Origin of the sequence: Rhizomicrobium sp., assembly GCA_037200045.1 — a bacterium.
Taxonomy (GTDB): Bacteria; Pseudomonadota; Alphaproteobacteria; order Micropepsales; family Micropepsaceae; genus Rhizomicrobium.
On sequence record JBBCHM010000001.1, the window covers coordinates 3,056,055 to 3,081,152 of the forward strand.

26 protein-coding genes are annotated in these 25,098 nt (G+C 66.1%); 15 read left to right on the forward strand and 11 right to left on the reverse strand.

The genetic code is table 11. The features are described 5' to 3' along the window. Window positions 1–22 precede the first annotated feature (22 nt). Together WDM86_15100 and WDM86_15105 are read right to left on the reverse strand one after the other, a co-directional pair. A complete protein-coding gene (locus WDM86_15100; protein ID MEI9991358.1) occupies window positions 23–1,534 on the reverse strand; it encodes a sulfatase in 1,512 nt (503 codons plus the stop codon). Next, window positions 1,531–2,076, reverse strand: a complete 546-nt coding sequence (locus WDM86_15105) for a GNAT family N-acetyltransferase (protein MEI9991359.1) — start codon at window positions 2,074–2,076, stop codon at window positions 1,531–1,533. The genes WDM86_15100 and WDM86_15105 overlap by 4 nt, the downstream gene beginning before the upstream one ends. A gap of 707 nt (window positions 2,077–2,783) precedes the next feature. Here WDM86_15105 and WDM86_15110 point away from each other — a divergent pair. From WDM86_15110 to WDM86_15125, 4 genes are all read left to right on the forward strand, one after another. Then, window positions 2,784–4,727 (forward strand): PrkA family serine protein kinase, encoded by a 1,944-nt coding sequence (locus WDM86_15110; protein ID MEI9991360.1) that lies wholly within the window; start codon window positions 2,784–2,786, stop codon window positions 4,725–4,727. 148 nt (window positions 4,728–4,875) lie between these two features. After that, entirely contained in the window at window positions 4,876–6,180 is a 1,305-nt protein-coding gene (locus tag WDM86_15115; GenBank protein ID MEI9991361.1) for a YeaH/YhbH family protein, read from the forward strand. Beyond that, entirely contained in the window at window positions 6,177–6,800 is a 624-nt protein-coding gene (locus tag WDM86_15120; protein MEI9991362.1) for a SpoVR family protein, read from the forward strand. Before WDM86_15115 ends, WDM86_15120 begins: the two co-directional genes overlap by 4 nt. Then, window positions 6,748–7,668: a SpoVR family protein gene (locus tag WDM86_15125; GenBank protein ID MEI9991363.1), complete on the forward strand. Its 921-nt coding sequence runs from the start codon at window positions 6,748–6,750 to the stop codon at window positions 7,666–7,668. Before WDM86_15120 ends, WDM86_15125 begins: the two co-directional genes overlap by 53 nt. Here WDM86_15125 and WDM86_15130 read toward each other — a convergent pair. Then, entirely contained in the window at window positions 7,665–7,838 is a 174-nt protein-coding gene (locus WDM86_15130; GenBank protein ID MEI9991364.1) for a hypothetical protein, read from the reverse strand. The genes WDM86_15125 and WDM86_15130 overlap by 4 nt on opposite strands. Window positions 7,839–8,079: 241 nt before the next feature. On the opposite strand from WDM86_15130, the gene WDM86_15135 reads away from it, so the two are divergent. The 3 genes from WDM86_15135 (at window position 8,080) to WDM86_15145 (ending at window position 11,149) form a co-directional block, all read left to right on the forward strand. Beyond that, window positions 8,080–8,919: an enoyl-CoA hydratase-related protein gene (locus tag WDM86_15135; GenBank protein MEI9991365.1), complete on the forward strand. Its 840-nt coding sequence runs from the start codon at window positions 8,080–8,082 to the stop codon at window positions 8,917–8,919. Window positions 8,920–8,942: 23 nt separating this feature from the next. Further along, the gene (locus WDM86_15140; protein ID MEI9991366.1) at window positions 8,943–9,311 is read left to right on the forward strand and encodes a hypothetical protein; all 369 of its coding nucleotides are present in this window, start codon (window positions 8,943–8,945) and stop codon (window positions 9,309–9,311) included. Window positions 9,312–9,430: 119 nt separating this feature from the next. Beyond that, entirely contained in the window at window positions 9,431–11,149 is a 1,719-nt protein-coding gene (locus WDM86_15145; GenBank protein MEI9991367.1) for a VWA domain-containing protein, read from the forward strand. Window positions 11,150–11,176: 27 nt separating this feature from the next. Here WDM86_15145 and WDM86_15150 read toward each other — a convergent pair whose 3' ends face one another. Both WDM86_15150 and WDM86_15155 read right to left on the reverse strand, forming a co-directional pair. Beyond that, window positions 11,177–12,076 carry a haloalkane dehalogenase gene (locus WDM86_15150; protein MEI9991368.1) on the reverse strand — a complete coding sequence of 300 codons (900 nt, stop codon included), beginning with the start codon at window positions 12,074–12,076 and terminating at the stop codon, window positions 11,177–11,179. A 135-nt stretch (window positions 12,077–12,211) separates the two neighbouring features. Beyond that, entirely contained in the window at window positions 12,212–13,141 is a 930-nt protein-coding gene (locus WDM86_15155; protein ID MEI9991369.1) for a VOC family protein, read from the reverse strand. Here WDM86_15155 and WDM86_15160 point away from each other — a divergent pair. Next, a complete protein-coding gene (locus WDM86_15160) occupies window positions 13,140–14,699 on the forward strand; it encodes a potassium/proton antiporter (protein MEI9991370.1) in 1,560 nt (519 codons plus the stop codon). The genes WDM86_15155 and WDM86_15160 overlap by 2 nt on opposite strands. A 507-nt stretch (window positions 14,700–15,206) precedes the next feature. Here the strand turns inward: WDM86_15160 and WDM86_15165 are convergent. From WDM86_15165 to WDM86_15185, 5 genes are all read right to left on the reverse strand, one after another. Further along, entirely contained in the window at window positions 15,207–15,830 is a 624-nt protein-coding gene (locus WDM86_15165; protein MEI9991371.1) for an SDR family NAD(P)-dependent oxidoreductase, read from the reverse strand. Window positions 15,831–15,892: 62 nt separating this feature from the next. Next, window positions 15,893–16,102, reverse strand: a complete 210-nt coding sequence (locus WDM86_15170) for a hypothetical protein (protein ID MEI9991372.1) — start codon at window positions 16,100–16,102, stop codon at window positions 15,893–15,895. Window positions 16,103–16,162: 60 nt separating this feature from the next. After that, window positions 16,163–16,849, reverse strand: coding sequence for a hypothetical protein (locus tag WDM86_15175; protein MEI9991373.1), 687 nt, complete (start codon window positions 16,847–16,849; stop codon window positions 16,163–16,165). A gap of 9 nt (window positions 16,850–16,858) precedes the next feature. Continuing rightward, window positions 16,859–17,635, reverse strand: a complete 777-nt coding sequence (locus WDM86_15180; protein ID MEI9991374.1) for an ATP-binding protein — start codon at window positions 17,633–17,635, stop codon at window positions 16,859–16,861. Next, window positions 17,566–17,937, reverse strand: coding sequence for a nicotinamide mononucleotide transporter family protein (locus WDM86_15185; protein ID MEI9991375.1), 372 nt, complete (start codon window positions 17,935–17,937; stop codon window positions 17,566–17,568). Before WDM86_15185 ends, WDM86_15180 begins: the two co-directional genes overlap by 70 nt. A gap of 314 nt (window positions 17,938–18,251) precedes the next feature. On the opposite strand from WDM86_15185, the gene WDM86_15190 reads away from it, so the two are divergent. Beyond that, complete coding sequence (locus WDM86_15190; protein MEI9991376.1) at window positions 18,252–19,538, forward strand: nucleoside transporter C-terminal domain-containing protein; 1,287 nt, start codon at window positions 18,252–18,254, stop codon at window positions 19,536–19,538. A gap of 4 nt (window positions 19,539–19,542) precedes the next feature. Here WDM86_15190 and WDM86_15195 read toward each other — a convergent pair whose 3' ends face one another. Beyond that, a complete protein-coding gene (locus tag WDM86_15195) occupies window positions 19,543–20,571 on the reverse strand; it encodes an LLM class flavin-dependent oxidoreductase (protein ID MEI9991377.1) in 1,029 nt (342 codons plus the stop codon). Between the two features lie 86 nt (window positions 20,572–20,657). On the opposite strand from WDM86_15195, the gene WDM86_15200 reads away from it, so the two are divergent. The 6 genes from WDM86_15200 (at window position 20,658) to WDM86_15225 (ending at window position 25,054) form a co-directional block, all read left to right on the forward strand. Then, window positions 20,658–21,179: a PAS domain-containing protein gene (locus WDM86_15200; GenBank protein MEI9991378.1), complete on the forward strand. Its 522-nt coding sequence runs from the start codon at window positions 20,658–20,660 to the stop codon at window positions 21,177–21,179. A gap of 5 nt (window positions 21,180–21,184) precedes the next feature. Continuing rightward, window positions 21,185–21,718, forward strand: coding sequence for a PAS domain-containing protein (locus WDM86_15205; protein MEI9991379.1), 534 nt, complete (start codon window positions 21,185–21,187; stop codon window positions 21,716–21,718). Between the two features lie 112 nt (window positions 21,719–21,830). Continuing rightward, window positions 21,831–22,355, forward strand: a complete 525-nt coding sequence (locus WDM86_15210; protein ID MEI9991380.1) for a PAS domain-containing protein — start codon at window positions 21,831–21,833, stop codon at window positions 22,353–22,355. Between the two features lie 55 nt (window positions 22,356–22,410). Next, entirely contained in the window at window positions 22,411–23,556 is a 1,146-nt protein-coding gene (locus tag WDM86_15215) for an acyl-CoA dehydrogenase family protein (protein ID MEI9991381.1), read from the forward strand. After that, window positions 23,556–24,149, forward strand: a complete 594-nt coding sequence (locus tag WDM86_15220) for a uracil-DNA glycosylase family protein (GenBank protein MEI9991382.1) — start codon at window positions 23,556–23,558, stop codon at window positions 24,147–24,149. Before WDM86_15215 ends, WDM86_15220 begins: the two co-directional genes overlap by 1 nt. Before the next feature lie 53 nt (window positions 24,150–24,202). Beyond that, window positions 24,203–25,054: a lysophospholipase gene (locus WDM86_15225; protein ID MEI9991383.1), complete on the forward strand. Its 852-nt coding sequence runs from the start codon at window positions 24,203–24,205 to the stop codon at window positions 25,052–25,054. Window positions 25,055–25,098: the final 44 nt, after the last annotated feature.

Here is a 25,098-nt window from a genome sequence, read left to right on the forward strand (position 1 = left end):
ATCCGCTTTTCAGCGGTGGAGGTCAGGCCAAGCCTAGCCTCACGAACTGTTCTTCCGGCGCGTCGACGCTTTTCATCGCCTCGCGCAGCATCGCGGCCATGTCCTTTTCCAGTCCGCTCCCGGCGAGGTTGTTCTCTTCGCCAGGATCCTCGCGCAGATCGTAGAGATGGTTGCCCGAGAACCGGGCCGCGGCCCAGAACGGCACCGCGTCGCTCTCGTCCCAGGTCTGGCGGATCACCGGCACCTTGCTGCCCGGCATGCGGTCGAGCCGAGCGCGCTCGTCGGGCAGGGGCATCTCCTGCTCGCGGTTGAGGAAATGGGTCGGCATGGTCGACCAGCGGTTCGACCAGGCGCCCAGCGGCCGGTTGGCGCCGGCCGGCGCGCGGGCATATTTCCGCTTGCGGTCGATCAGATGCACCTCGCGGCCCCACACGCCGGCGAGCAGCCAGTCGCGTATCGTATTCGTCTCGCCGGACAGCAGCGGCAGCAGCGAGCGGCCATGCGTTCGCTGCCGCACCGACGGCGTGACGCCGAACAGCTCCGCCAGGGTCGCAAAGATGTCCACGCTCGTCGTCAGCGCATCGCAGGTCGCGGGCGCGACGCCCGGCGCCGCAACGAGGAAGGGGATGTGCCCCAGCGTCTCGTAGATCGGCACGCCCGGCTTGCCCCACACATCCTTCTCGCCGAGATAATGGCCGTGATCGGTGCAGAGGATGACCACCGTGTCGTCCCACAGATTCTTCCGGTCGATCTCGTCGAGCACCTTGCCGAGCCAATGATCGATCATGGTCAGCTTGGCGCCGTAGCGGTTGCGGATCTGGGCGCCCTCGCGCGCGCTCATCACCCCGCGCCCGACCAGACCCACGCCATAGGGCGGCCAGATCAGGGGCGGGCCGTCCCAATCGGGATCGTAGCGCTTGATGTAGTCGTCCGGCGTGTCGAAGGGCTCGTGCGGATCGAACTCGTCGACGAACAGGAAGAAGCGGTCATGCGCGCCGGCATTGTCGCCGAGCCAGTTCGCCGCCGCCTGCATGGTGCGCGGCCCGGGAAAATCCGCCTCGCCGCGAAAATAGCCGCGCGACTTGTCGTAGGGCATATGGCGCTGAAAACCGATATGCGGCGCGCCGGCCCAGGAGGGGTCGGCCTTGGTCTTCCAGGCATCGCCCTCATGGCCGCGCTGATAGTCCCAGGCGGTGAAATCGACGTGGTAGTTCTCGCCGCCCGTCTCGAACAGGTGCGGGTGGTCGCTGATGAGCTGGCTGACCACGCCCGCCTTCCTCAGCGGATAGGTGATCGCGTCCTCCCAGATCTCCACCGAACCCCAGGGCCGCCAGAGAAAGTCCCACGCGCCGCACAGGATATCGTGGCGCGCCGGCATGCAGGGCAGCGACGCCGCGTAGTGATTGGCGAAGCGCACCGAACGCTTGGCCAGCCGGTCGATATTCGGCGTCGCGAATTCGCGTCCGCCATAGGCTCCGACCATGTGGCGATTGAGGCTGTCGAGGAGAAGGACGATCGCGTTTTTGGCGATCATCTGGCATGGCTGCGCTCGGCGAGCGCCAGGGTGCGCCAGCCGAAGGCGGTTTCGGGCACCATGTCGCCCATCATGCGCGCGGTGCGCTCCGCCACGACGCGTCCGCCCATGCTCTCATAGAAGAAACGCGCATTGTTCTTGGCGTGCGCCCAGATCTGGCAAGAGGTAAAGCCGCGTGCCCGCAGGATCGCGAAGGCGCCGTTCAGAAGCGTACGCCCGGCGCCACGGCCGAAATAATTCGGGTCCACATATAATGTGTAGACCTCGCCGTCATAGCCGAGGCTCTTGTCGCGCGCCGCGCCCAGGCTCGCCATGGCGACGACGCCGGCCTTCGCGTCCTCGGCGACCAGCACGGTCTCGCGCTTCTGCGAGCGGATCGCGGCCTGCCAGCGCGCGGTCTGGCCCGCCGGCGTCATCGCGCACAGCATCGCGCGCGATAACACGGCGGGATAGGTGTCGTGCCAGGATTCGATATAGATGCGCGCAACGTCAGCGGCGTCTTTCGGCCGCGCCACTCTGATGGTCAGCGCGAGTTCGTCCATGCACGAAGCTTCGCGCAAGCGCGCGCGCGGAGCAAGGGCGAAATCGCGAATGTGAGGCCGGCCGCGCGTGCCCGTCTCGGCGAGGCTGCGCGTCTTCGGCGTCGAGGTCTCCGCGCGGCAAGCGCCCAGTGCTTCGCGCGAAAGACCGCCGAGTCGCGGCGCGGCGGATCGGTCGGCTGCTGCCGCGATATCGAATGAACGACTACGCTCCGCCACCCTCCGTTCATCATTGTGGCAAAGGGCGGGCAGTCCAAATCCGCCGCCGCATATGATGAATACGAAGATGAACGGCCAGGCGGCGCTCGTTCATCTTCGGCACGAGCGGGCGTGGCGTCGCGACCACACGGCCTCATATTTTTTCCGGGGCGCGGATCCGTGCGGCAAGCTGCCACCGGCGGCGGGCTTGTGAGCGTAGACATTTGCCGTGGTCGGCGTATGCTCGAATCAAATCAGCCATTCCGCTATTGGGCTTAGGCGTATGGGCTGCGAGAAAAAACGAAAGAGGAATCGCAAAGGGGAGGCAGCCGCATCGAACGGTGCGGGTGAAGGCATGACGCTTGGGCGCGCGGGCTGTAATGGAACTTTTGTTGCCAAAGTTTGGTTTACAGGATTGGGCTCGAGTAGGTTTGGTTGCTGCCGTGAGTGTTGAATGAAATGTACTGCCGCCGTTCACGATCGGAATCGGCGGCCAATAAGGAGTCAGAGTCATGAGCTCGCTCGACGTCTTTGACATCTTTTCCCGCGATTACGCGCGGGAGCGCTTCGAGACCATGTCCTTGCGGGACTGGCTGCTCGCCGCGCGCGACGACAAGATGCTCTACGCGACTCCGCCCGAACGCATGGTCGCCGCCATCGGCGAAGCCGCGCTGGTCGATACCGCGCAGGACCCCCGCCTCGCCCGCCTGTTCTCCAACCGCACCATCAAGGTCTATCCGGCCTTCAGCGGCTTCTTCGGGATGGAAGACACGATCGAGCGCATCGTGGGCTACTTCAAGCATGCCGCGCAGGGCCTCGAGGAGAAGCGGCAGATTCTCTATCTGCTGGGTCCGGTGGGCGGTGGCAAGTCCTCGCTCGCCGAGCGCCTCAAGGACATGATGGAGAAGTATCCGATCTATGTACTGAAGGCCGGCGACGTCATCAGCCCGGTGTTCGAATCGCCGCTCGGTCTCTTCCGTTCCGTCGAACTCGGCAATCTTCTGGCCGAACGCTACGGCATCGAGCGCCACCGGGTCGGCGGCGTGATGAGTCCCTGGGCGGTCAAGCGGCTCGACGAATTCGGCGGCGATATCTCGAAATTCGAGGTCGCGAAGATTTTTCCGTCGAAGCTGCGTCAATACGCCATCGCCAAGACCGAGCCGGGCGACGAGAACAACCAGGACATCTCCGCCCTCGTCGGCAAGGTCGATATCAGGAAGCTCGAACACTTCAGCCAGAACGATCCTGACGCCTACTCGTTCTCGGGCGGGCTGTGCCGGTCCAACCAGGGGCTTCTCGAATTCGTCGAGATGTTCAAGGCGCCGATCAAGGTCCTGCATCCCCTGCTGACCGCGACGCAGGAAGGCAATTACATCGGCACCGAGACGCTCGGGCCCATCCCGTTCAACGGCACCATCCTCGCCCATTCCAACGAAGCGGAATGGACCGTCTTCAAGAACAACCGCAACAACGAAGCGTTCCTCGACCGCATCTGCGTCGTCACCGTGCCCTATTGCCTGCGGGTGACGGAGGAAACGGCGATCTACAAGAAGCTGCTGGAAGCCTCCAATCTCGGCCAGGCGTCGACGGCGCCCGAGACGCTGGAGATGCTCGCCAAGTTCTGCGTCGCCACGCGGCTGAAGGAGCACGAGAACTCCAACATCATCTCCAAGATGCGCGTCTATGACGGCGAGAAGCTGAAGGACACCGATCCGAAGGCCAAGACCCTGCAGGAATACAAGGACATGGCCGGCGTCGACGAGGGCATGACGGGCATCTCGACCCGCTTCGCCTACAAGACGCTGTCGGAGACCTTCAACTACGATCATTCCGAAGTCGCGGCCGATCCGGTGCATCTGATGTACGTGCTCGAACAGGCGATCAAGCGCGAGCAGATGCCCGACGAGACCGAGAAGAAATATCTCGAATTCATCAAGGCGGAGCTGGCGCCGCGCTATGCCGAGTTCATCGGCAAGGAGATCCAGAAGGCCTATCTGGAATCCTACGGCGAGTACGGCCAGAACCTGTTCGACCGCTACATCGCCTACGCCGATGCCTGGATCGAGGACCAGGACTACAAGGACGCCGATACCGGGCAGCTCCTGGATCGCGCCGCGCTCGACAACGAACTCTCCAAGATCGAGAAGCCGGCGGGCATCGCCAATCCGAAGGACTTCCGCAACGAGGTCGTGAAATTCGCGCTGCGCTACCGGGCCCAGAACGACGGCAAGAACCCGGCCTGGACGGCCTATGAGAAAATCCGCTCGGTGATCGAGAAGCGCATGTTCACCCAGGTGGAAGACCTGCTACCGGTGATCAGCTTCGAGTCCAAGAAGGACAACGACACGGCGAACAAGCACAACGAGTTCATCAAGCGCATGCTGGCGCGCGGCTACACCCCGCGCCAGGTCCGCCGCCTGGTCGAGTGGTACATGCGCGTGAACAAGGCGGGGTGATCGCTTCCATGCTGTCATCCCCGGCGAGCCGCGAAGCGGCGAGGGAAGGGGACCCAGGCGGTGAGATCGGGCTCGGTCTATCCACCTGGGTTCCCTTCCCCTCGCGCCGCTTGCGCGCCGCTCGGCCGGGAATGACAGTGGTGCGGCCATGACCCACTTCGTCGACCGCCGCCTTAATCCCAAGGGCAAAAGCCTCGGCAACCGGCAACGCTTCCTGCGCCGGGCGCGCAACCAGATCCGCGAGGCGGTGCAGAAGTCGCTGAAGGATTCGGCGGTCGCCGACCTCGGCAAGGACCGCAAGATCAAGATCTCGACCAAGGGCACCAAGGAGCCGCGCTTCCGGCTCGATCCGCGCGCCTCGGGCGAGCGCGATTTCGTTCTGCCGGGCAACAAGGAATTCTCGCCGGGCGATGCCATCGACAAGCCGAAATCCGGCGGCAGCGGCGGCGCCGGCAAGGAGGCGTCCGATTCCGGCGATGGCGAGGACGATTTCGAGTTCACCATGACTCAGGACGAGGTGCTCGACATCTTCTTCGAGGATCTCGAACTGCCGAACCTTGTCCGCACCACGCTGAAGGAAACGCCGAACAAGCAGTGGAAGCGCGCCGGCATCACCACGGCGGGCTCGCCGACCCAGATCAATCTCGTGCGCACCATGCGCAATTCCTATGGCCGCCGCCTCGCACTCAAGCGGCCGACCATGGCCGATGTGGCGGCGCTGGAGGTCCAGCTTGCCGCCGCCGAAGAGGACGATCCGGTCGATCCCGCGAAGATATCGGCGCTCAAGGAGCAGCTCGCCAAGGCCATCGCCAAGCGCAAATGGGTCGGCTTCATCGATCCGATCGACGTGCGGTTCAATTCCTTCACCGAACAGCCGACGCCCACGAGCCAGGCGGTGATGTTCTGCCTGATGGACGTTTCCGGCTCGATGGGCGAGCGCGAGAAGGACCTCGCCAAGCGCTTCTACATGCTGCTGCACCTGTTCCTGAAGCGGCGCTACAAGAAGGTCGACGTCGTCTTCATCCGCCACACCCATGACGCGCAGGAGGTGAACGAGCAGGAGTTCTTCTATTCGCGCCAGTCGGGTGGCACGATCGTCTCGACCGCGCTCGACAAGATGCTGGAGATCCAGAAGGAGCGCTACGCGACGGCGGACTGGAACATCTACGCGGCGCAGGCCTCGGACGGCTACACGCAGTCGGGCGACGCGCGCCACTGCGTGGAGATGCTTAACCAGCTGATCATGCCGCTCTGCCAGTACTACGCCTATATAGAGATCCTGGACGAGCGCGAGATGGAGGTGTTCGCTTCCGAAGACAGCGGTGCCGAACTATGGCGCGCCTACCGCACCGTGGCGGAGGAATGGTCCAACTTCGCGACCAAGCGCATCGCCAAGCCGGCCGACATCTTCCCGGTGTTCCACGAGCTGTTCAAGAAGACGGAGGCGGCGTGAGCGCGAACAAACTCCTCTTCACCGATTCCGAATGGGATTTCGCAACCGTCGAGCGGACCTACAAGGCCATCGAGGACATCGCGCTGAACGACCTCGGCCTCGACGTCTATCCCAACCAGATCGAGATCATTTCGTCCGAGCAGATGCTCGACGCCTATTCCTCCATCGCCATGCCGCTGATGTACAATCACTGGTCGTTCGGCAAGATGTTCGCGCGCGAGGAGACGCTCTATCGCGCCGGCTATTCCGCGCTCGCCTACGAGGTCGTGATCAATTCCAGCCCGTGCATCTCCTACCTTCTGGAGGAGAACACGATGACGATGCAGGCCTTGGTCATGGCGCATGCCGCGTTCGGCCACAATCACTTCTTCAAGAACAACTACCTGTTCCGGCAGTGGACCAATGCCGAAGGCATCATGGATTATCTCGCCTTCGCCAAGAAATACATCGCCGCCTGCGAGGAGCGCTATGGCCGCGACGAGGTCGAGGCGGTGCTCGATTCCGCCCATGCGCTGATGGAGCAGGGCGTGTTCCGCTACCGCCGCCCGCCGCGCCCCTCGAAGGAGCGTGTGCTGGGAAAAGCGCCGGCGCCGCGCCGAATACGAGGAGGAGGCCTATAGCGAGCTTTGGCGCACGCTGCCCGCCGGCATCGAGCCGCCGGCCGCCCCGCCGACGCCCGATCACGACGACGATTACGGCGGGGACACCAAGCTGCCGGAAGAGAACCTGCTCTATTTCCTGGAGAAGAACTCACCGGTGCTGAAGGCTTGGCAGCGCGAGACGCTGCGCATCGTGCGCAACCTGTCGCAATATTTCTATCCGCAGCGCCAGCTCAAGGTGATGAACGAGGGCTGCGCCACCTTCGTGCACTACACGATCATGAACCTGCTCTACGAGCGCGGCCAGATCAGCGAAGGCTCCTGGCTCGAATTCATGCACAGCCACACCTCGGTCGTGTTCCAGCCGGAGTTCAGCGACCGGCGCTATTCCGGCTTCAATCCCTATGCGCTGGGCTACGGGATGATGGCCGACATCCGGCGCATCTGCGAGAAGCCGACGCCGGAGGATCGCGACTGGTTTCCCGCCTTCGCCGGCAAGGGCGACTGGATGGGGACGCTCAAGGACGCCTGGGCGAATTATCGCGACGAGAGCTTCATCGAGCAGTTCCTGTCGCCGAAGCTGATGCGCGATTTCCGCCTGTTCGCGCTCTACGACAAGGCGGATGCGTCCGCCTTCAAGGTGTCAGCGATCCACAACGAGAATGGCTATCGCCAGGTGCGCGCCATGCTGGCGCGGCAGTATGACGTCGGCGCCGCCGACCCGAACATCCAGGTCACCGGCGCCGACCTCAAAGGCAACCGAACGCTGTTCCTGTCGCATGCCATGCATCGCGGCATTCCCCTGCACAATCAGACCAAGGAGCTTGTCCTCGCCCACGTCGAGCGCCTGTGGGGCCACGACGTGAAGCTGGAAGAGCGCGCCGCCTAGCTGCGTGCAACGCCTTCCGGCTGCATCGTGACGGTCTGCGCCACGGGATGATGCGCCGGCTGGAAGGTCGGCGACCAGGTGACCTCGAGGAACAGCAGAGCCGCACCCGCGATTAGGGCGACCATCAGCGCCTTCGCGCCCATGCCGTCGCCAGTCTCTTGTTCATTCATGATCCACTCCATTTGTTGAGGCCCCGAGCACCGTCTCGTTCGCCTGTGAGCCGGAAATGGGGTCTGGTGGGCAGTTCGCAATAGTCCGATGCTGCGCTGCACTGAATGCGAGCCATGCGGAAAACGAATGCATCCGCTCCTTGCGGTCGGCCTGCCGCATACCCACGCCGCCAGCGGGGCCAGGCCTTCTACGGCGGTGCGAGGCGTGCCACGTTAACCTGCGGAAAAATCGGAGGAAGCCATGGCGAAACGCACGCTGGAAACCGGGACGACCGACCTGCTGGCCACGGTGGAGGACGGCGTCGCCGTGATCGTCATGAACCGGCCGGAGCGGCGCAACGCGCTGTCGCGCGACATGCTCACGGCAATGTCATCGGTGCTGGCGGCCTGCGAGACCGATCCGTCGGTCGCCTGCGTCGTGCTGACCGGCGCGGGCGGCGCGTTCTGCGCCGGCGGCGACGTGAAGGGCATGGCGGAGGGAACCGGCGGCGGCTCGACAGCCCCGGCCGGCGCCGATCTCGACAGCCGCATCCACGCCCAGCGCATCAGCCAGCGCGCGACCGCCGGCCGGCTCTACAAGATGCCCAAGCCGACCATCGCGGCGATTCCGGGTCCCGCGGCCGGGGCCGGCCTGTCGCTGGCGCTTGCCTGCGACCTGCGCATCGCGGCGGAGGGCGTGGTGATGACCACCGCCTTCGCCAAGGTCGGTTTCTCGGGCGACTATGGCGGCACCTATTTCCTCAGCCACCTCGTCGGCAGCGCCAAGGCCCGCGAGCTCTATTATCTCTCCGACCGCATCGACATGAAGGAAGCGCTCAGGCTCGGCCTGGTGAACTGGGTCGTGCCGGCGGACCAACTCGACGCCAGGACGCGCGAGATCGCGCATCGCCTCGCAAAGGGCCCGCGCGTCGCCTACCGCTATATGAAAGAGAACATCAACCGCGCGGTGACCGGCGCCGATATCGACGACTGCCTCGACCTGGAGGCAACGCATCACAATCACACGGGCCTGACCGAAGATCACCGCGAGGCCGCCAAGGCCTTCGTCGAAAAGCGCGAGCCGGTGTTCAAGGGCCGCTAGGAACCGCAAAGAGGGGGAATGACATGTTGCGTTTGATCCTGGGCGCCGTGCTGGGCGTCGTTGCTTGGTTCGTTGTCGTGTTTGCCGTGAGTCTGGTGCTTCGCGAGATCGCGCCGGCGCTGTCGGCGGCAATGGCCGTTCACACGACGGCGGTCGCGCTTTGCGAAAGGCTGGCCGTCAGCTTCCTGGGCTCGCTCGTCGGCGGTCTGGTCGCGGCGCTCGTGTCGCGCGAGCGCCTGCGCGCCCCGCTCGCGACCGGCATCCTCATGCTGATCGTCTTCGTGCCCTATCACACGACGATCTGGACGCAATTCCCGCTCTGGTATCACCTGACCTTCTTCGCCTCCCTGCTGCTGCTCAGCCTCGTGGGCGGGCGCTTCAAATCGGCATAGAGGCTCGCGGCGCGCTCGCGCTTGTGTGATCGGCCGCCGCCAAAGCGCCCCAATCGCGCCCTGTCGCGGTCCCGATTGGGGTCGAGGCTCTCCTGTATTGGTTCAGGCAGGGGAAACCGATGACACGCCATCCCAATCTCTGGCTTCGCGCCGGCGCCATGATCTTCGGCGCCGGATTGACCGTCGCGCTGGCCGCGTGCGTCGCGCACACGGACAAGACGTCGGGCAATCCGTCCAACGAACTCGTGGTCGCAATCGATCAAAGCGCGCCGCCGGCGCCCCCACCGCCACCTGCCTTGGCTCCGGCACCGGACATCGCGATGGTGGCCAATATGGCGGCACCGATGGCCGTGCTGAGGTCGCCGGCTCAGATGCCGTCCTATTGGCAGCCGGCGAACACCTCGAAATTCCCCGATGCCAAGCCTAACGCCGTGATCGTCGCGGCGGAGCAGCCGGTCTCGACCTTCTCGATCGACGTCGACACGGCGTCCTATGGCGTGGTGCGCGACGCCTTGAACGCCGGCGCGCTGCCGCCGGCCGACGCGGTGCGCATCGAGGAGATGGTGAACTATTTCGACTACGCCTATCCGCTCCCGCAAGACCGCAAGACGCCGTTCCGCGCCAGCGTGCGGGTCTATCCGACGCCGTGGAACAGGGACACGCAGATCCTGCACATCGGCATCAAGGGCTTCGACATCCCGAAGAAGGAACGGCCGGCCGCCAATCTCGTCTTCCTGATCGACAGTTCCGGCTCGATGAACGAGCCGAACAAGCTGCCGCTTCTGAAACGCGCCTTTCATCTGCTGGTCGACCAGTTGGGCGCGAAGGACCGCATCGCCATCGTCACCTATGCCGGCCAGGTCGGCGTGGTGCTGGAGCCGACGCCGGGCACCGACAAGGCGAAGATCCTCGCCGCGCTGGACCGCCTCGAAGCCGGCGGCTCGACCGCGGGCGGCGAGGGCATCCGCGTCGCCTATCGGCTCGCCGAGGCGAACTTCATGAAGGGCGCGGTCAACCGCGTGCTGCTGGCGACCGATGGTGACTTCAACGTCGGCATCACCGATCCCAAGGCGCTGGAGGACTTCGTCACCCGCGAGCGCGCCAGCGGCGTCTATCTGACCTGCCTCGGCTTCGGCGACGACAACTATCAGGACGCGACGATGCAGAAGCTGGCCCAGGCCGGCAACGGCAACGCCGCCTTCATCGACACCCTGAACGAGGCGCACAAAGTGTTCGTCGACCAGATCGCCGGCACGCTCTTCACCATCGCCAACGACGTGAAGATCCAGGTCGAGTTCAATCCGGCGCGCGTCGCGGAATACCGCCTGATCGGCTACGAGACCCGGATGCTCAACCGCACCGACTTCAACAACGACAAGGTCGACGCCGGCGACATCGGTTCGGGCGCCACCGTGACCGCGCTCTACGAGATCACGCTGGTCGGCTCGAAGGCCGCGATGGCCGATCCGCTGCGTTATGCCAAGCCGGCCAAGGGCGATTCGAACGGCGAGCTCGCTTTTCTCAAGATCCGCTACAAGCTGCCGGGCGAGACGACGTCAAAGCTGATCGAACGGCCGATCGGCAATGCCGACATGGCGAAGGATTTCGCGAGCGTGTCGCCCGACATGCGCTTTGCCGCGTCCGTCGTCGGCGCGGCGCAACTTATGCGCCATGATCCCTATATTCGCGATTTCGACTACGACCGTGCCAAGGCGATTGCCCAAGGCGCACGCGGCGACGACGCTTTCGGCTATCGCGCCGAGTTCATCCGCATGCTCGACCTCGCCAAGAGCGCGGCGTCGCAGCAGGCGCTGAACACGGGAAAGCCCGAGGAGTGACGAGGATCGATCCCCGCGGAAACGGCTCTAACGGCGGATGAAGTCGTTGAGCAGCGCGGCGATTTCGGCGGGTTTGTCTTCCTGCAGGAAGTGGCCGCCGCCGGCGATGGTGACGTGTTTCTGTCCCTTGGCGCCCGGCACGCGCGCCTGGAAGACGCGCTCCCCGCCCTTGGTGATCGGATCGGAGTCGCTGAACGCGGTCAGGAACGGCTTCTCGAACGTCTCCAGCACCGTCCAGGCGTGCTTGTTCTCCGCCACCGAGCCGTGCTCTGGCGTGACAGGCACCAGCGCCGGAAAGCGGCGCGCGCCGGCCTTATAGGTCTCGTCGGGATAGGGCGCGTCATAGGCGGCGATTTCCGCCGCGCTCAGGGCACGCTTCGTGCCGCCCTGCAGGATCTGGCCGACCGGCAGCACCGGCGCGCTTTGGCTGAAATTGCGCCAGGCTTCGAAGGCCGGCGTGAGGCCGGTGCCGATGGGAAGGCCCGTATTCGCCACCACGACGCGGGCGAAGCGCTCCGGGAAGGCGGCGACGAGGCGAAGCCCGATCAGCCCGCCCCAGTCCTGGCAGAACAGCGTGATGTCCGTAAGCTCGTTGGCGAGCAGCCAATCGCTCATCCATTTGACATGGCGTTCATAGGTGTAGTCGTCCTGCTCCGACGGCTTGTCGGAGCGGCCGAAGCCGACCAGATCCGGCGCCACCGCGCGATGCCCCTTGGCCGCCAGCGCGGGGACGATGGCGCGATAGAGATAGCTCCACGACGGCTCGCCATGCAGGAGCAGCACGGGCGCCGCGCCGCGCGGGCCTTGCTCGATATGGTGGATACGCAGCGTCTGGCCGTCGCCGCTGTCGATCTCGGTGTAATGCGGCGCGAAGTCATAGTCGGCAAGGCCCTCGAACCGTGCGTCGGGCGTACGCAGGATTTTCATGGCTTGATTCCCCTCGGCCGCCGCCGAACTGCGTGGCAACGGCCGTACAACAGCCACCAGTCCTGCGGCGCGTCAAGTGAAAAGCGGAATCTCGGTTCCCTTTTTCGCACGCCGAGATGGGATGCCGCCGATCGACTAGCCGTTGCCCGACAGCATCAGCGTCGGCACGCCGCCGGTGCCGCTGCGCACGGTGAAGACCTGTGTGCCGGGCTTGCGGCCCTGGCGCACCTCGGAAACATCGAGCCCCGCCGCCGCGACGCGCGCGCGGGCCGCTTCCGGATCGCGCACGCGCCAGGCAAGCCCGCCGAACGTGTCTTTCGCGTCGGAGGCGGGCGCCTCAAGGCTCGCGACGATCTCGACCACGGCATGGCCGCAGCGGAAGAACAATTGCCGCGCGCCCCATTGCGCGTTAACGCGATCCAGCCGGAGATCGAGACCCAGCCGCCCGCCATAAAGCGCCACCGCGCGCTCCGCGTCGGCGGTGCGGATCACGATATGATCGAGTTCGCCGACGGCGGCGTCGTCGGGCCCATCGGCCGGCAGCATCGGCCAGGGCGACGCGCCGGGCGCGGTCTCGACCAGGAACAGTGCGACGCCGTTGGCGCTCTTGCGCTTCATGGTGGCGAGTTCCCAGCTTCGCTCGACACCGTCCGCGTTCCGCGTGCGCGTCGTGTGCCGTGGCAGGAAAACCAAACCGCGCCTTTCGTAGAGCCGCAGCGCCTCGGCGAGGTCCGGCACCGAAAATCCCAGTCCCCAGATCGCATCGCCGAATTTATCGACCTTCGCGCGCGACGCCTCGGCCTCGGGACCGGCGCCGTCCGCGCCGACGATGTCGAGCGCCGCGTTGCCGAACTGGAACCACGCATGTCGCCCGCCCGGCATGAAGCCGAGCCAGTTGGGCGCGCGGCCGAAGATGGCCGTATAGCCCGCGACCGTCGCGTCGAAATCGCGAACCAGGACGGCGATGTGATCGATGCCGGTGATCATGCCGAACTGTAGCGGCCATCGGCGGGCCCGCCAATCGGCGCTGGCATTGACGTCGCGGCCGGCTAATCTCGCCGCCATGCACGCCATCGCGACCGCCAACACCGTCTTGCTGCTGGGTTCGGCGCTGATCCTGGCCGGTATCCTTTCCAGCCTGATCGCCACGCGGTTCGGCGCGCCCATGCTGCTGCTCTTTCTGGGCATCGGCATGCTGGCGGGCGAGGACGGCCCGGGCGGCCTGGCCTTCTCCAATTACAGCCTGTCCAACCTGATCGGCTCGCTGGCGCTGACCGTGATCCTGTTCGACGGCGGCCTGCGCACCCGGCTGGCGGCGTATCGCGGATTGTTCGCGCCGGCGCTGCTCCTGGCCACGGTCGGCGTCGTCATCACCGCGGCGCTGTCCGGCGTCGTCGCCTATTACACGCTCGGCCTCGACGCGGCGCAGAGCTTCCTGCTGGGCGCGGTGATCGCCTCGACCGACGCCGCGGCGGTGTTCTTCCTGCTGCGCACCGGCAATGTGCAGCTACGCCGCCGCTCCGGCGCGATCCTGGAACTGGAATCCGGCACCAACGATCCGGTCGCGGTCTTCCTCACCATGGCGACTGTCGCCTTCCTGGCCGCCCATGGCGGCATGAGCGCGGTCGCGGTCGCCGGATCGCTGCTCGCCCAGGCCGGGATCGGCGCCGTGATCGGCCTCGGCGGCGGATTTGCCCTCGTGGCGCTGCTCAATCGGCTGAACCTGCCGACCGGATTGCACCCTCTGCTCGCCATCGGCGGCGCCGTCTTGATCTACGCGTCGGCCGCGAGCCTGGAAGGCTCGGGCTTCTTCGCGGCCTATCTCGCCGGCCTCGTCGTCGGCAATCGTCCGGTGCGCGCCTATGCCAGCATCCTGAGCCTCAACGATGCCGTGACCTGGCTGGCGCAGATCGTGATGTTCGTCGTGCTCGGCCTCTTGGTGTCGCCGCACCGCATGCTCGCCGTGGCGCTGCCATCGCTCGCCATCTCGCTGTTCCTGATCCTCGTCGCCCGGCCGGTGGCGGTGTGGGCGTGCCTGCAGTGGTTCGGCTTCACCTGGCGCGAGAAGACCTTCGTGAGCTGGGTGGGCCTTCGGGGCGCGGTCAGCATCTTCCTTGCCGTTGTGCCGACGCTGGCGGGCCTGCGCCATGCCGAGCTCTATTTCGACGTCGCCTTCTTCGTGGTGCTGGTGTCGCTGGTGCTGCAGGGCTGGACGACGAAATGGGCGGCCCAGCGCCTCGGCCAGGTCCTGCCGCGCCAGTCCGCGCCGGTGCAGCGGGTCGAGATCGACCTGCCGGGGCAGACCGACGTCGAGATGGTCGGCTATCCCGTGCTGCCCGACAGCCGCGTCCTGAATGTCACCGCCATGCCCTATTGGAGCCGCGCCGCGCTGGTGGTGCGCGACCGCGAAATCCTGGAGCCGGCCGCCGCCGGCAAGCTGAAGAGCGGCGACTACGCCTATTTCCTGGCGCCGGCCCTGCGGGTGGCGCGGCTCGACGGTCTGTTCGCGCCGCTGGCCGAGGCGGCCGGCATCGACGACAGCGACGTCGAGTTCGAGAGTCCACGGCGACACGCCGCTGCGCGTGCTCGCGGCGATGTACGATATCGGCCCTTACCGGCGTGAATATCGAACAGACGATCGCGCAGCTTTTCGCGGAGCGTTTCGACCAGGCGCCCGAGGTCGGCGACCGTCTGCCGCTCGGCAATTGCGTCTTGACCGTGCGCGCTTTGGAGGGCGACAGCGTCGCCGAAGCCGGCCTGCGCTTCAATGAAGAGGTAAAGGCGCGGCCCGCCTCGCGGGCCCGCGCCTTCCTGCGGCGATTGCTTCGGCGCGGCTAGCCGACCAGCGGCTTGTCCTGGACGGCGGGCGAAGAACTTCGCGCTCTGCTCGCCGCCCTGGTTGTAGTGCTTGGCGGTCGACCAATCGGCGATCTTGCCGATATAGGCGGCGACGTCGTCGGCGGTCGCCTTGTGGCCGAGATTGACGCCGTCGGTCTCCACGATCTGGGCGGCCGCGAACACGCCGGCGCCCGCGGTGATGATCATGCCGGTCGGGGCATCCTCGCTCACCAGATAGACCACGCGGGGGTGACGTTTTCCGGCTGCAGCATGGCCAGGATGTTCGGCGGCATCAGTTCTCGGTCATGCGCGTCGCCGCGATCGGGCCGATGGCGTTGACCTTGATGTTGTCCTTGGCGCCTTCCAGCTTCAGCGTGTTCATGAAGCCGACGAGGCTGAGCTTCGCCGCGCCGTAATTGGTCTGGCCGAAATTGCCGTACAGGCCGGTGGACGACGTCGTCACGACGATGCGTCCGTATTGCTGCTTCTTGAAGATCTCCCACAACGCCTTGGTCGGCTTGACCGTGCCCATCAGGTGCACGGCCATGACGGCGTCGAAGTCCTTCAGCTCCATCTTGGCGAAGCTCTTGTCGCGCAGGATGCCGGCATTGGCGACCAGGATGTCGACCCGGCCCCCATTTGTCCATCGTCTGGCTGACGAGGTGGGCGACGCCCGCGTCGTCGCTGACCGAGGCGCCGTTGGCGATCGCCGCGCCGCCCGCGTCGGTGATCTCCTTGACCACGGCTTCGGCGGCGGCCGAATTGCCGCCGGTGCCGTCGAGCGAGCCGCCCAGGTCGTTGACCACGACCTTGGCGCCGCGCCTGGCGAGTTCCAGCGCGTGGGGCGCGGCCGAGGCCGCCGCCGGCGCCGGTGACGATGGCAACCTTGCCGTTGAACTCGATGGTCATGGCGGATGTCCTTTCGGTGTGGCTGCCGGAGTGATGGCGCAGCGCCCGGGGCCGGTCAAGCGGCGGACGCTACCGCGCGAAAAACCGCCGCAGCGCGCGGCTGGCGGGAATTTCGATGGCGGTGCACAGGAACCAGCCCCAGGCGATGCAGACGGCCAGCAGCGCGAAAGGCTCCGGCCACCAGATCAGCGCGCCGAAGTGGACGCCGAACACCACGGCATCCCAGGGATAATAGCGCTCGAAGAAGCGGATGAGCTGCAGCCAGACGGTCTGGCCCATATAGATGGCATAGGGACCATTCGCCCAGCCGCAGCAGCACGGGCAAGCGGAAGAAGCGCGCTAGGAAGCCGCGGTCGAAGCTGAGGGCGTAGACCAGCGCGAACATCGGCGCGACGGTGTAGATGTTCGCGCGCCGTATGCGACCAGCCATTGTCGAAGGTGCCGTAGACCCACCAGGGCGAGGACCGCGAGCTGAAAGGCGGAGATCGCGGCCTCCGGCAGCCGCTCGGCGAAGGGCCTGGTCTTGCCGTAGAGCCCGCACAACCCGACGCCCACGGCGAAGGCGCCCATGCCGCGGAAGATGCCGTTGTGGAAGGTGATGTCGAGCCCATGCTTGCCGGTGAAGAAAGATAGGCGAGGCCCGCCATGCCCGCCGCGATCAGGCCGACGGCGCTCGCCCAGCCGCCGCGCGACAGCACGATATAGACCGGGAACAGCAGGCAGAGCAGGAACTCGACGCTGACGAACCAGCTCGCGCCGTTCCAGGGTCAGATAGGGCAGGATGTTCCACGCCTGGACCAGGAACAGGTTGGCGACGAAGCTCGGCCAGGTGACGATCGGGTGATATTTCTCCTGGTAGATGGAGGACGGTGTGGGGTCGCGTCCGCGATCCCGTTCAGCACCAGCATCAGGACGAGGATGAACAGCAGCATCGTCAGATGCAGCGGATAGAGCCGCGACAGCCGCGCGATCAGGGAAATCCCTGTAGGTCCGGCCGTGCCAGAACGCGGGCGGCGCGCGCGCCATAGACATAGGTCAGGATGAACCCCGACAGCGCGAAGAAGAACTCGACCCACAGATAGCCGTGCCCGACCAGAAGGTCGAACGGCTTGAAGTTGCGGTAATGGTGGCCCTCGCAGAATGATAGAGCACCAGGATCAGCGGCGGGATGGCCCGCGCGCCGGCCAACGCCTTGATCTCGCCGGGCCGTTCCGCCGTCATGGCGCGGCCAGTTCCGGAAAGCGCGACGTGATCGCATCGACCGCCGTCCTGAGCCGCACGAAGCGCGAGCCGGTGATGGTGACGAAGGGCAGGCCGCGCTGCTCGAGCTCGCGGCGGGGTCTGCGCGAACATCCTCGCCCGCGTCGCCTGATCGGGGAAATAGCGGGACGCCGTCGGCCACGAGGGCACGTCGATATCGCACAGCAGAAAGAGGTCGGCCGGATCGTCGATGCGGTCGAGATCGGCCGGCCGCTGGCCGAGCAGGACGTCGGCCCACACCGCGGTCATCACCGCATCGGTATCGAACACGATCAGCTTGCGCGCCTTGCGCCGGGCGGCGGCGGCGAGCAGCTCGTGCCCCCTGCGGATCGCGCGCAGGTCCTCCATGTCGCATTCATTGCCGAAGATCTCGCAATAGAGCCGGCCGTATTCCGGCACCGCCACCGCGCCGAAATGCTCCGCGAGCTGCTGGCCAGCGTCGTCTTGCCGGTCGATTCCGGCCCCATGCAGGCAGACGGTTCTCATGCGCCTCGGCGATCTGGCGATGCCATTCGCGCAGGCCCAGCACCGACAGCACCAGGAACACGGCATAGAGCGCCGTGGTCGGATAGAGGCCCTTCCAGAAATACAGTCCGATCTGCACGACTGTCGGTGACGATCCACAGCACCCAGTTCTCGACCTTGCGTACCGAGAGCAGGTACTGCGCCACGACGCTCAGCGCGGTGGTGTTGGCGTCCATCAGGGGGCCGCGTCCGCGGTGTGGGCGCGCGAGATACCAGCCCTCCGCGAGCGTGGCCGCGGCGATGACCGCAAGCCAGGTCCAGCGGCCCCGATGGGTCAGGATCTCGACACGGGCGAGACCTTGCGCGTCGCGCGCGCGCAGCCAATCCACCAGCCATAGATCTGGACGACGAAGAAGAAGCCCTGCAACGCCGCGTCGGAATAGAGCCGGGCATCGAAGAATACCCAGGCATAGAGCGCGACATGGCCAGCCCGAACGGATAGTTCCAGATGCTCCGCCGGATCAGCAGCGCGACATTTGCGACGCCCAACAAGGCGGCAATGATTTCGATGGTCGACATGAGGCCCCTGGTGCCGCCATTGCGGCCATGCGGCGTTCTAGCATGCGCCCGCGGCGACGCGCATCCCCCGGCTTCCCCCATCGCGGAATTCCGTAAGCTGGCTGTGCGCATCGGGGGTGAAGGCATGCCGTTTATCGAGTCGCTTCAGCCTTTCGGCTTTCACCTGCAATCGGCCCTGGGCATCCTCGTCATCCTGCTCCTCGCCTGGCTGTTCTCCGAGAACCGCCGCGCCTTTCCCTGGCGGATCGCCATCGTCGGCATCGCGCTGCAGGCCGGCATCGCGCTGCTGCTGCTGAAGGTCGAGGTGGCGCGCGACGCCCTGTTCGGCCTCAACGGCGTGGTCGGCGTGCTGACCGACGCGACGCGGGCCGGCACCGGCTTCGTCTACGGCTTCGTCGGCGGCGGGCCCTCGCCTTTCCCGCCCAGTGTGGTCGATCCGGCCCGCCTGACCAATTTCGCCTTCGCCATCCTGCCGCTGGTGATCATCATCTCGGCTCTGTCGGCGATCCTGTGGTACTGGCGCATCCTGCCGCTCATCGTCGGCGCCATGGCCTTCGTGCTTCGGCGCACGCTCGGCATCGGCGGCGCGGTCGGCCTCGGTGCGGCGGCGACCGTCTTCCTCGGAAACATCGAAGGCTCGCTGGTGGTGCGGCCCTACCTCGCCAGGATCACGCGGACCGAACTGTTCATCCTGATGACGACCGGCCTCGCCGTCGTCGCCGGCACGGTGTTCGTGGTCTATGCCAATATGCTGGCGCATGTGCTGCCGGGCGCTCTCGGCCACATCCTCGTCGCCTCGATGATGTCGCTGCCGGCGGCCATCGTCGTCGCCTGCATCATGGTGCCGGGCGATGCGGTGACCGACATGAGCCAGACCGATCCCAGCCACAAATACCATTCGACGATGGACGCGATGGCGCGGGGCACCGAGGACGGGCTCAAGATCTATCTGCAGATCATCGCGATGCTGATCGTCACCGTCGCCATTGTCGCCATCGTCAATGCGATCCTCGGCCATTTTCCGGCGGTCTACGGCGCGCCGCTGACGCTCCAGCGCGTCCTCGGCTGGCTGTTCGCGCCGGTGGTGTGGCTCTATGGCGTGCCCTGGCACGAGGCGGTGCAGGCCGGCAGTCTGCTCGGCGTCAAGACGATCCTCAACGAGTTCATCGCCTATTCGAACCTGGCCGCGTTGCCGGCCGGCACCTTCGATCCGCGCACCACGCAGATCATGGTCTATTGCCTGTGCGGCTTCGCCAATTTCGCCAGCGTCGGCATCCTGATCGCCGGCTTCGGCACGCTGATCCCCGAGCGCCGCGACGAGATCGTGCCGCTCGCGATGCGCGCCATCGTGTCGGGCACGATGGCGAGCGGGCTCACCGGCGCGATGATCGGCTTGCTGCCGGTGACGTGACCCGTCAGGCCGGGACCGCGAGTTCGAACGCCTCGGCCAGCAATTCATACGACCGAAGCCGCGAGGCGAAATCGTAGGTGATCGTCACCACGACCAGTTCCTCGGCGCCATGCGCCGTGGCCAGCGCCGTCAGCTTCTCGCGCACCTGATCCTTGGTGCCGACGACGGACCGCTTGGCGACGCTCTCCAGCAATTTCTCTTCCTGCGGTGTCAAAGGCTGCGCCAGCGCCTCCTCCGGCGAGGGGAACGGGATCGGCCGCCCGCTCAAAAGCCGCACCACCCACAGATTGCGCGACGCCGAAAGCCGCGTTGCATCTTCCTCCGTCTCGGCGACCAGCGCGGCCACGCCCAGCGACACGCGCGGGCTCGGGCAGGCGGGGCTCGGCTTGAAGCGCGCGCGATATTCGTTGACCGCGTCCTCGCTGCCCTCGGACGAAATGAAATGGGCATGGCTGAAGGGCAGGCCGAGCTCCGCGGCATAGACCGCGCCATGGATGCCCGAGCCCAGCATCCACAATTCCGGCCCCGGCGTCGGCGCCTGCGGCATGGCGTGGATGCCCCGATAGGGATGATCCGCCGGCAGCGGCGCGCGGCCCGCCGCATCGTCGAGGAATTGGCGCAGCAGGAACACCTGGCTCGGGAAGGCGTCGATGGGAAAGGGCTGCGGCCCCGATTGCAGCGCGCGCGCCGTCATCTGGTCGGTGCCCGGGGCGCGGCCGAGACCGAGGTCGATGCGCCCGGGCGTCAGCACGTCGAGCATGCGGAACTGCTCGGCGACCTTCAGCGGGCTGTAATGGGTGAGCATCACGCCGCCCGAGCCGACCCGCAGGCGCCGCGTCTCCTGCGCGACGCGGGCGATGAGGATCTCGGGACAGGAGCCGGCGAAGGAATTGCTGTTGTGGTGCTCCGCCAGCCAGTAGCGGTGATAGCCGAGCCGATCGCAGGCACGCGCCAGCGCGATGGTCTCGGCGACCGCGTCCACCGCCGTGCCGTCCTTGCGGATGGGCGACTGATCCAGGACCGACAGAAGCATCGCATACCGACCATTTTCGCTCGGCCGTTCGCACTCCGTTAACCGGAAGAGCGCAGCCTAGACCTACACTATTCAAGAAATCCGCCGTGTCGAGTTCACCGAACATCGCGACGAGTTCCCCGGGCGCCTCCGGCGTCATATCGCTGGACGCGATCGAAAGCCCCATCGTCCGCCAGGGGCTCGACTATTGGTGCGCGCTCAAGGGCGCGCGGTCCTACCCGACGCGAACCGACATCAAGCCGCGCGATCTGGCGCCGCTCCTGCGCAACGTCGTGCTGATCAAGGTGATCGACGCCGGCCAGGACTACGAATACCGCATCGTCGGCGACGCCCATGTCATCAGCCACGGTTTCTCCATGCAGGGCCGCCGCGTCAGCGACATCGATCAGTTCTTGCCGGGCTATGGCGCGGTGTTGAAAAGGCTCTACGACCGGGCGCTGCGCAAGCGCGACGTCTATGCCTTCCGCGGCTGGATGGAGCGCGGCGTCCGCGACAAGCACTTCATCTACAGCGAGAGCGTGTTCATGCCGATGGGGCCGGACGAGGCGACCGTCGACCATGTGCTCAATTTCTCCGTCTATTCACCGCATGACGGTTTCGACGGCTGACGGCGATGCAAAACGCCCAGCCGGACGATTTCGCGACGCATACGGTGCAACCGGAACGATCAATGTACCATGTCGTTTCGCTCGACGAGATCGAGAACGCGGTGACGCGCACCGCGCTGAACTACTGGCGCATGCTGCGCGGCGGACGAAAGATGCCGGCCAGGTCCGAGCTGTCGCCGCGCGACATGCGCGCGATTCTGCACAATGTCGTGCTGATCCGCGTGATCGACGGCGGCCGCGACTATGAATATCGCATCGTCGGCGGCGTGTTCGCCTGGGCCTATGACCTCAACTTCCAGGGCATGTACCTGACCCAGATCGAGGAGGCCGCGCCCGAGCATGGCGCGCGCATGCGCAAGCTGTACGAGCATGTGCGCGCCGGCGCCGAGCCGCTCGGCCTGCATGGCTGGGTCGGCCGCGACGTGAAGGATTCGCCCTTCGTCTATTACGAAAGCGTCGTGCTGCCGTTCGGCGACGACGGCGCCACGGTCGACCACCTGCTGGTGGCGAGCTTTCACGTTCCCAGGGCGCCGGACTGAACACAACCAGGGCGCGACGACCGCTTGTCCGTGTACGTTGTATCGCAGTCGACAAGCCCCCTCCATGAATTATTAGGGGTTTGCGGCGAGGCTGGCCGCTTACGGGGGATGTATGCGTAGCGCCCAATCGACCGAGCCGCAGGCTGCGTCGGACAAATCATCCGTTTACGTCGTTTCGCTGGACGAACTGGACAACGCGGTCGTGCGGACCGGCGCGAATTACTGGCGGGGGCTGAAGGGCGGCCGCAAGCTTCCCGCCCGCTCCCAGCTCAAGCCGCGCGACATGTCGGCCATCCTGCGCAACGTCGTGCTGGTGAAGGTGATCGACGGCGGCAAGGACTATGAGTATCGCATCACCGGCGACGCGCATGTCCAGGCCTATGGCCTGACGTTCAAGGACCTGCGCGTCAGCCAGGTCAAGGCCGCGGCGCCGGAGTTCGGCCGCATGATGCACAGCCTTTACGAACATGTGCGGTCGACCGCCGATCCCTTCGCGGTGCGCGGCTGGGTCGGGCGCGAGCTGCCGGACGCCCACTTCGTCTACTACGAAAGCGCCTTCCTGCCGCTGGCCGAGGACGGCGAGACCGTGGACCATATCCTGGTCGTCAGCATCTACGTGCCCAAGGCGGCGGACTGACGGTTTCAAACCCGGCGAAAGCTGATCTAGTCTCGCTTTGCCAGGGAGACCGACCATGCCGCTCGACATCGATACCCGCGAACAATTGCTCGACACGGTGCGCCGTTTCGTGCGCGAGACCTGCGTCCCGATCGAGGCCAAGGTCGCCGAGGAAGACCGCGTGCCGGACGGCGTCATCGCCCAGATGCGCGAACTCGGTCTGTTCGGGCTCTCCATCCCGGTCGAATATGGCGGCCTCGGTCTGACCATGGAGGAGGAGGTGCTCGTCGCCATGGAACTGGGGCACACCTCGCCCGCCTTCCGCTCCGTCATCGGCACCAATGTCGGTATCGGCAGCCAGGGCGTCGTGATGTTCGGCAACGAGGCGCAGAAGAACGAATGGCTCCCCAAGCTCGCCAGCGGCGAGGTGGTGGCGAGCTTCGCGCTGACCGAGCCGGGGGCCGGCTCCGACGCCGCCTCGCTGCGCACCACCGCGATCCGCGACGGCGACCATTATGTCGTCAACGGCACCAAGCGCTTCATCACCAACGCCAACCGCGCCGGCATGTTCACGCTCCTGGCGCGCAGCGATCCGGAGCGCAGGGGCGCCGGCGGCATCTCGGCCTTCATCGTGCCGGCGAACACGCCGGGCGTTTCCGTCGGCAAGCCGGAAAAGAAGATGGGCCAGCAGGGCGCCCATATCTGCGACGTGAATTTCGACAATGCGCGCGTGCCGGCCTCGCTCAGGCTCGGCGCGGAGGGCGAGGGCTTCAAGGTCGCGATGCAGGTGCTCGACCGTGGCCGGCTGCACATCTCCGGCGTCTGCGTCGGCGTCGCCGAGCGGCTGATCGCGGAGAGCGTGCGCTACGCCCGCGAGCGCGAGCAGTTCGGCCAGCGGATCGCCGAGTTCCAGCTCATCCAGGGCATGCTCGCCGACTGCAAGACCGAAACCTATGCCGCGAAGTGCATGGTGATGGACGCCGCGCGCAAGCGCGACAGCGGCCAGAGCATCACGATGGAAGCGGCGTGTACCAAGTATTTCGCCTCCGAGATGGTCGGCCGCGTCGCCGACAAGGCGGTGCAGATCTTCGGCGGCGCCGGCTATGTCGCCGATTACGGCATCGAGCGCTTCTACCGCGATGTGCGCATCTTCCGCCTCTACGAGGGCACCAGCCAGATCCAGCAGATCGTGATCGCGCGCGGGATGCTCAAGTGGGACTGATGACTGCGTCGCCGCGCGAACTGGCGCGCCTCGTCGCCGACATCCGCGCCTGCCGCATCTGCGCCGATATCCTCGATCCGCATCCGGTCCTCCATGTCGGCCACACCGCGCGGCTGCTGATCGCCAGCCAGGCGCCCGGGATGCGCGTGCACAAGACGGGCCTGTCGTTCAACGACGCCTCGGGCGACCGGCTGCGCGACTGGATGGGCGTCGACCGCGCCGCCTTCTATGACGAAAAGCGCGTCGCCATCGCCGCGATGGCGTTCTGCTTTCCCGGCTATGACGACAAGGGCGGCGACCGTCCGCCGCCCCGCATCTGCGCCCAGCACTGGCGCCGCCGCCTCCTGGCCGCGCTGCCGAAGATGAAGCTGACCCTGCTGGTCGGAAGCTATGCCCAATCCTGGCATTTGGGGGACGCGGCGAAATCCAATATGACGGAGACGGTCAAGGCATGGCGGGACTACGCCCCGCGGCACATCCCGCTGCCGCATCCGTCGTGGCGCAACAATGGCTGGCTGAAGAAGAACCCATGGTTCGAGCGCGAACTCGTTCCCTATTTGCGAAGGCGTGTGCGGCAGGTGCTGTCCTCCTGATCGCGGCCTGCGCGCCCGTCCTGGCGCCGCGCGGGATCGAGAACGACACCCCCATGCTGGCCGACGGCCATCTCCTCGCGCATGATGGCGAGAAACTGCCCTTGCGCGTCTGGGGGCCGGAGCATCCCTCCGCGGTGATCGTGGCGCTCCACGGCATGGGCGACTATTCGAACTTCATCGCGCTGCCCGCCGCCTTCTGGGCCGCCAAGGGCATCGCGACCGTTGCTTACGACCAGCGCGGCTTCGGCGCCTCGGACCATCCGGGCCTGTGGGCGGGAAGCGACACGATGCGCGCCGATTTCGAGGACGCGCTCGCGGCGGCACGCGCGAAATATCCCCGCGTCCCGGTCTTCGCGCTGGGCGAAAGCATGGGCGGCGCCGTCGTGCTGTCGGATCTCGCCGCGCCCGCTCCGCCCAAGCTCGATGGCGTGATCCTGGTCGCGCCGGCGGTGTGGTCGCGTTCCGACATGCCGCTCTCCTATCGCGTCGTGCTGTGGCTGACGGCGCATACGATGCCGAGCCTGACGGTTTCGGGCCGCGGTGTCGTGCATATCTGGCCGTCGGACAACATCCCCATGCTGCGCGCCTATTCGCGCGACCCGCTGGTGCAGAAGGTGACGCGCGCCGATGCCGTCTGGGGTCTCGCGACGCTGATGGACGAGGGCCGCCACGCGCCGGAGCATCTGGGCGCGACGCCGCCGATCGTCTTTCTCTACGGCAAGAACGATCAGGTCATCCCGGCCGCGCCAACCGAGGCGGTGTTGAAGGCGCTGGGACCGCGTGCCGAGGTCCACCGCTACGACCACGGCTATCACATGCTTCTGCGCGATCTCGAAGGCCCGGCGATCTGGCAGGACGTTCTGGACTGGATCGGCCGGCGGACGAAGGGCCAAGCGCCGCTCTAAGTCTTCACCGCGTGGTGGGCGAAGGCGGCGCATATGGACAGCCA

Coding starts and splice junctions, on each gene's coding strand:
- WDM86_15190 (MEI9991376.1), top strand. CDS start 18,252: ATGCCGTTTATCGAGTCGCTTCAGCCTTTCGGCTTTCACCTGCAATCG.
- WDM86_15140 (MEI9991366.1), top strand. CDS start 8,943: ATGTTGCGTTTGATCCTGGGCGCCGTGCTGGGCGTCGTTGCTTGGTTC.
- WDM86_15115 (MEI9991361.1), top strand. CDS start 4,876: ATGACCCACTTCGTCGACCGCCGCCTTAATCCCAAGGGCAAAAGCCTC.
- WDM86_15145 (MEI9991367.1), top strand. CDS start 9,431: ATGACACGCCATCCCAATCTCTGGCTTCGCGCCGGCGCCATGATCTTC.
- WDM86_15105 (MEI9991359.1), bottom strand. CDS start 2,076: ATGGACGAACTCGCGCTGACCATCAGAGTGGCGCGGCCGAAAGACGCC.
- WDM86_15130 (MEI9991364.1), bottom strand. CDS start 7,838: ATGAATGAACAAGAGACTGGCGACGGCATGGGCGCGAAGGCGCTGATG.
- WDM86_15220 (MEI9991382.1), top strand. CDS start 23,556: ATGACTGCGTCGCCGCGCGAACTGGCGCGCCTCGTCGCCGACATCCGC.
- WDM86_15195 (MEI9991377.1), bottom strand. CDS start 20,571: ATGCTTCTGTCGGTCCTGGATCAGTCGCCCATCCGCAAGGACGGCACG.
- WDM86_15170 (MEI9991372.1), bottom strand. CDS start 16,102: ATGGGCCAGACCGTCTGGCTGCAGCTCATCCGCTTCTTCGAGCGCTAT.
- WDM86_15110 (MEI9991360.1), top strand. CDS start 2,784: ATGAGCTCGCTCGACGTCTTTGACATCTTTTCCCGCGATTACGCGCGG.
- WDM86_15180 (MEI9991374.1), bottom strand. CDS start 17,635: ATGCCGTGTTCCTGGTGCTGTCGGTGCTGGGCCTGCGCGAATGGCATC.
- WDM86_15225 (MEI9991383.1), top strand. CDS start 24,203: ATGCTGGCCGACGGCCATCTCCTCGCGCATGATGGCGAGAAACTGCCC.
- WDM86_15155 (MEI9991369.1), bottom strand. CDS start 13,141: ATGGCGGCGAGATTAGCCGGCCGCGACGTCAATGCCAGCGCCGATTGG.
- WDM86_15150 (MEI9991368.1), bottom strand. CDS start 12,076: ATGAAAATCCTGCGTACGCCCGACGCACGGTTCGAGGGCCTTGCCGAC.
- WDM86_15215 (MEI9991381.1), top strand. CDS start 22,411: ATGCCGCTCGACATCGATACCCGCGAACAATTGCTCGACACGGTGCGC.
- WDM86_15160 (MEI9991370.1), top strand. CDS start 13,140: ATGCACGCCATCGCGACCGCCAACACCGTCTTGCTGCTGGGTTCGGCG.
- WDM86_15175 (MEI9991373.1), bottom strand. CDS start 16,849: ATGGCGCGCGCGCCGCCCGCGTTCTGGCACGGCCGGACCTACAGGGAT.
- WDM86_15205 (MEI9991379.1), top strand. CDS start 21,185: ATGCAAAACGCCCAGCCGGACGATTTCGCGACGCATACGGTGCAACCG.
- WDM86_15135 (MEI9991365.1), top strand. CDS start 8,080: ATGGCGAAACGCACGCTGGAAACCGGGACGACCGACCTGCTGGCCACG.
- WDM86_15100 (MEI9991358.1), bottom strand. CDS start 1,534: ATGATCGCCAAAAACGCGATCGTCCTTCTCCTCGACAGCCTCAATCGC.
- WDM86_15210 (MEI9991380.1), top strand. CDS start 21,831: ATGCGTAGCGCCCAATCGACCGAGCCGCAGGCTGCGTCGGACAAATCA.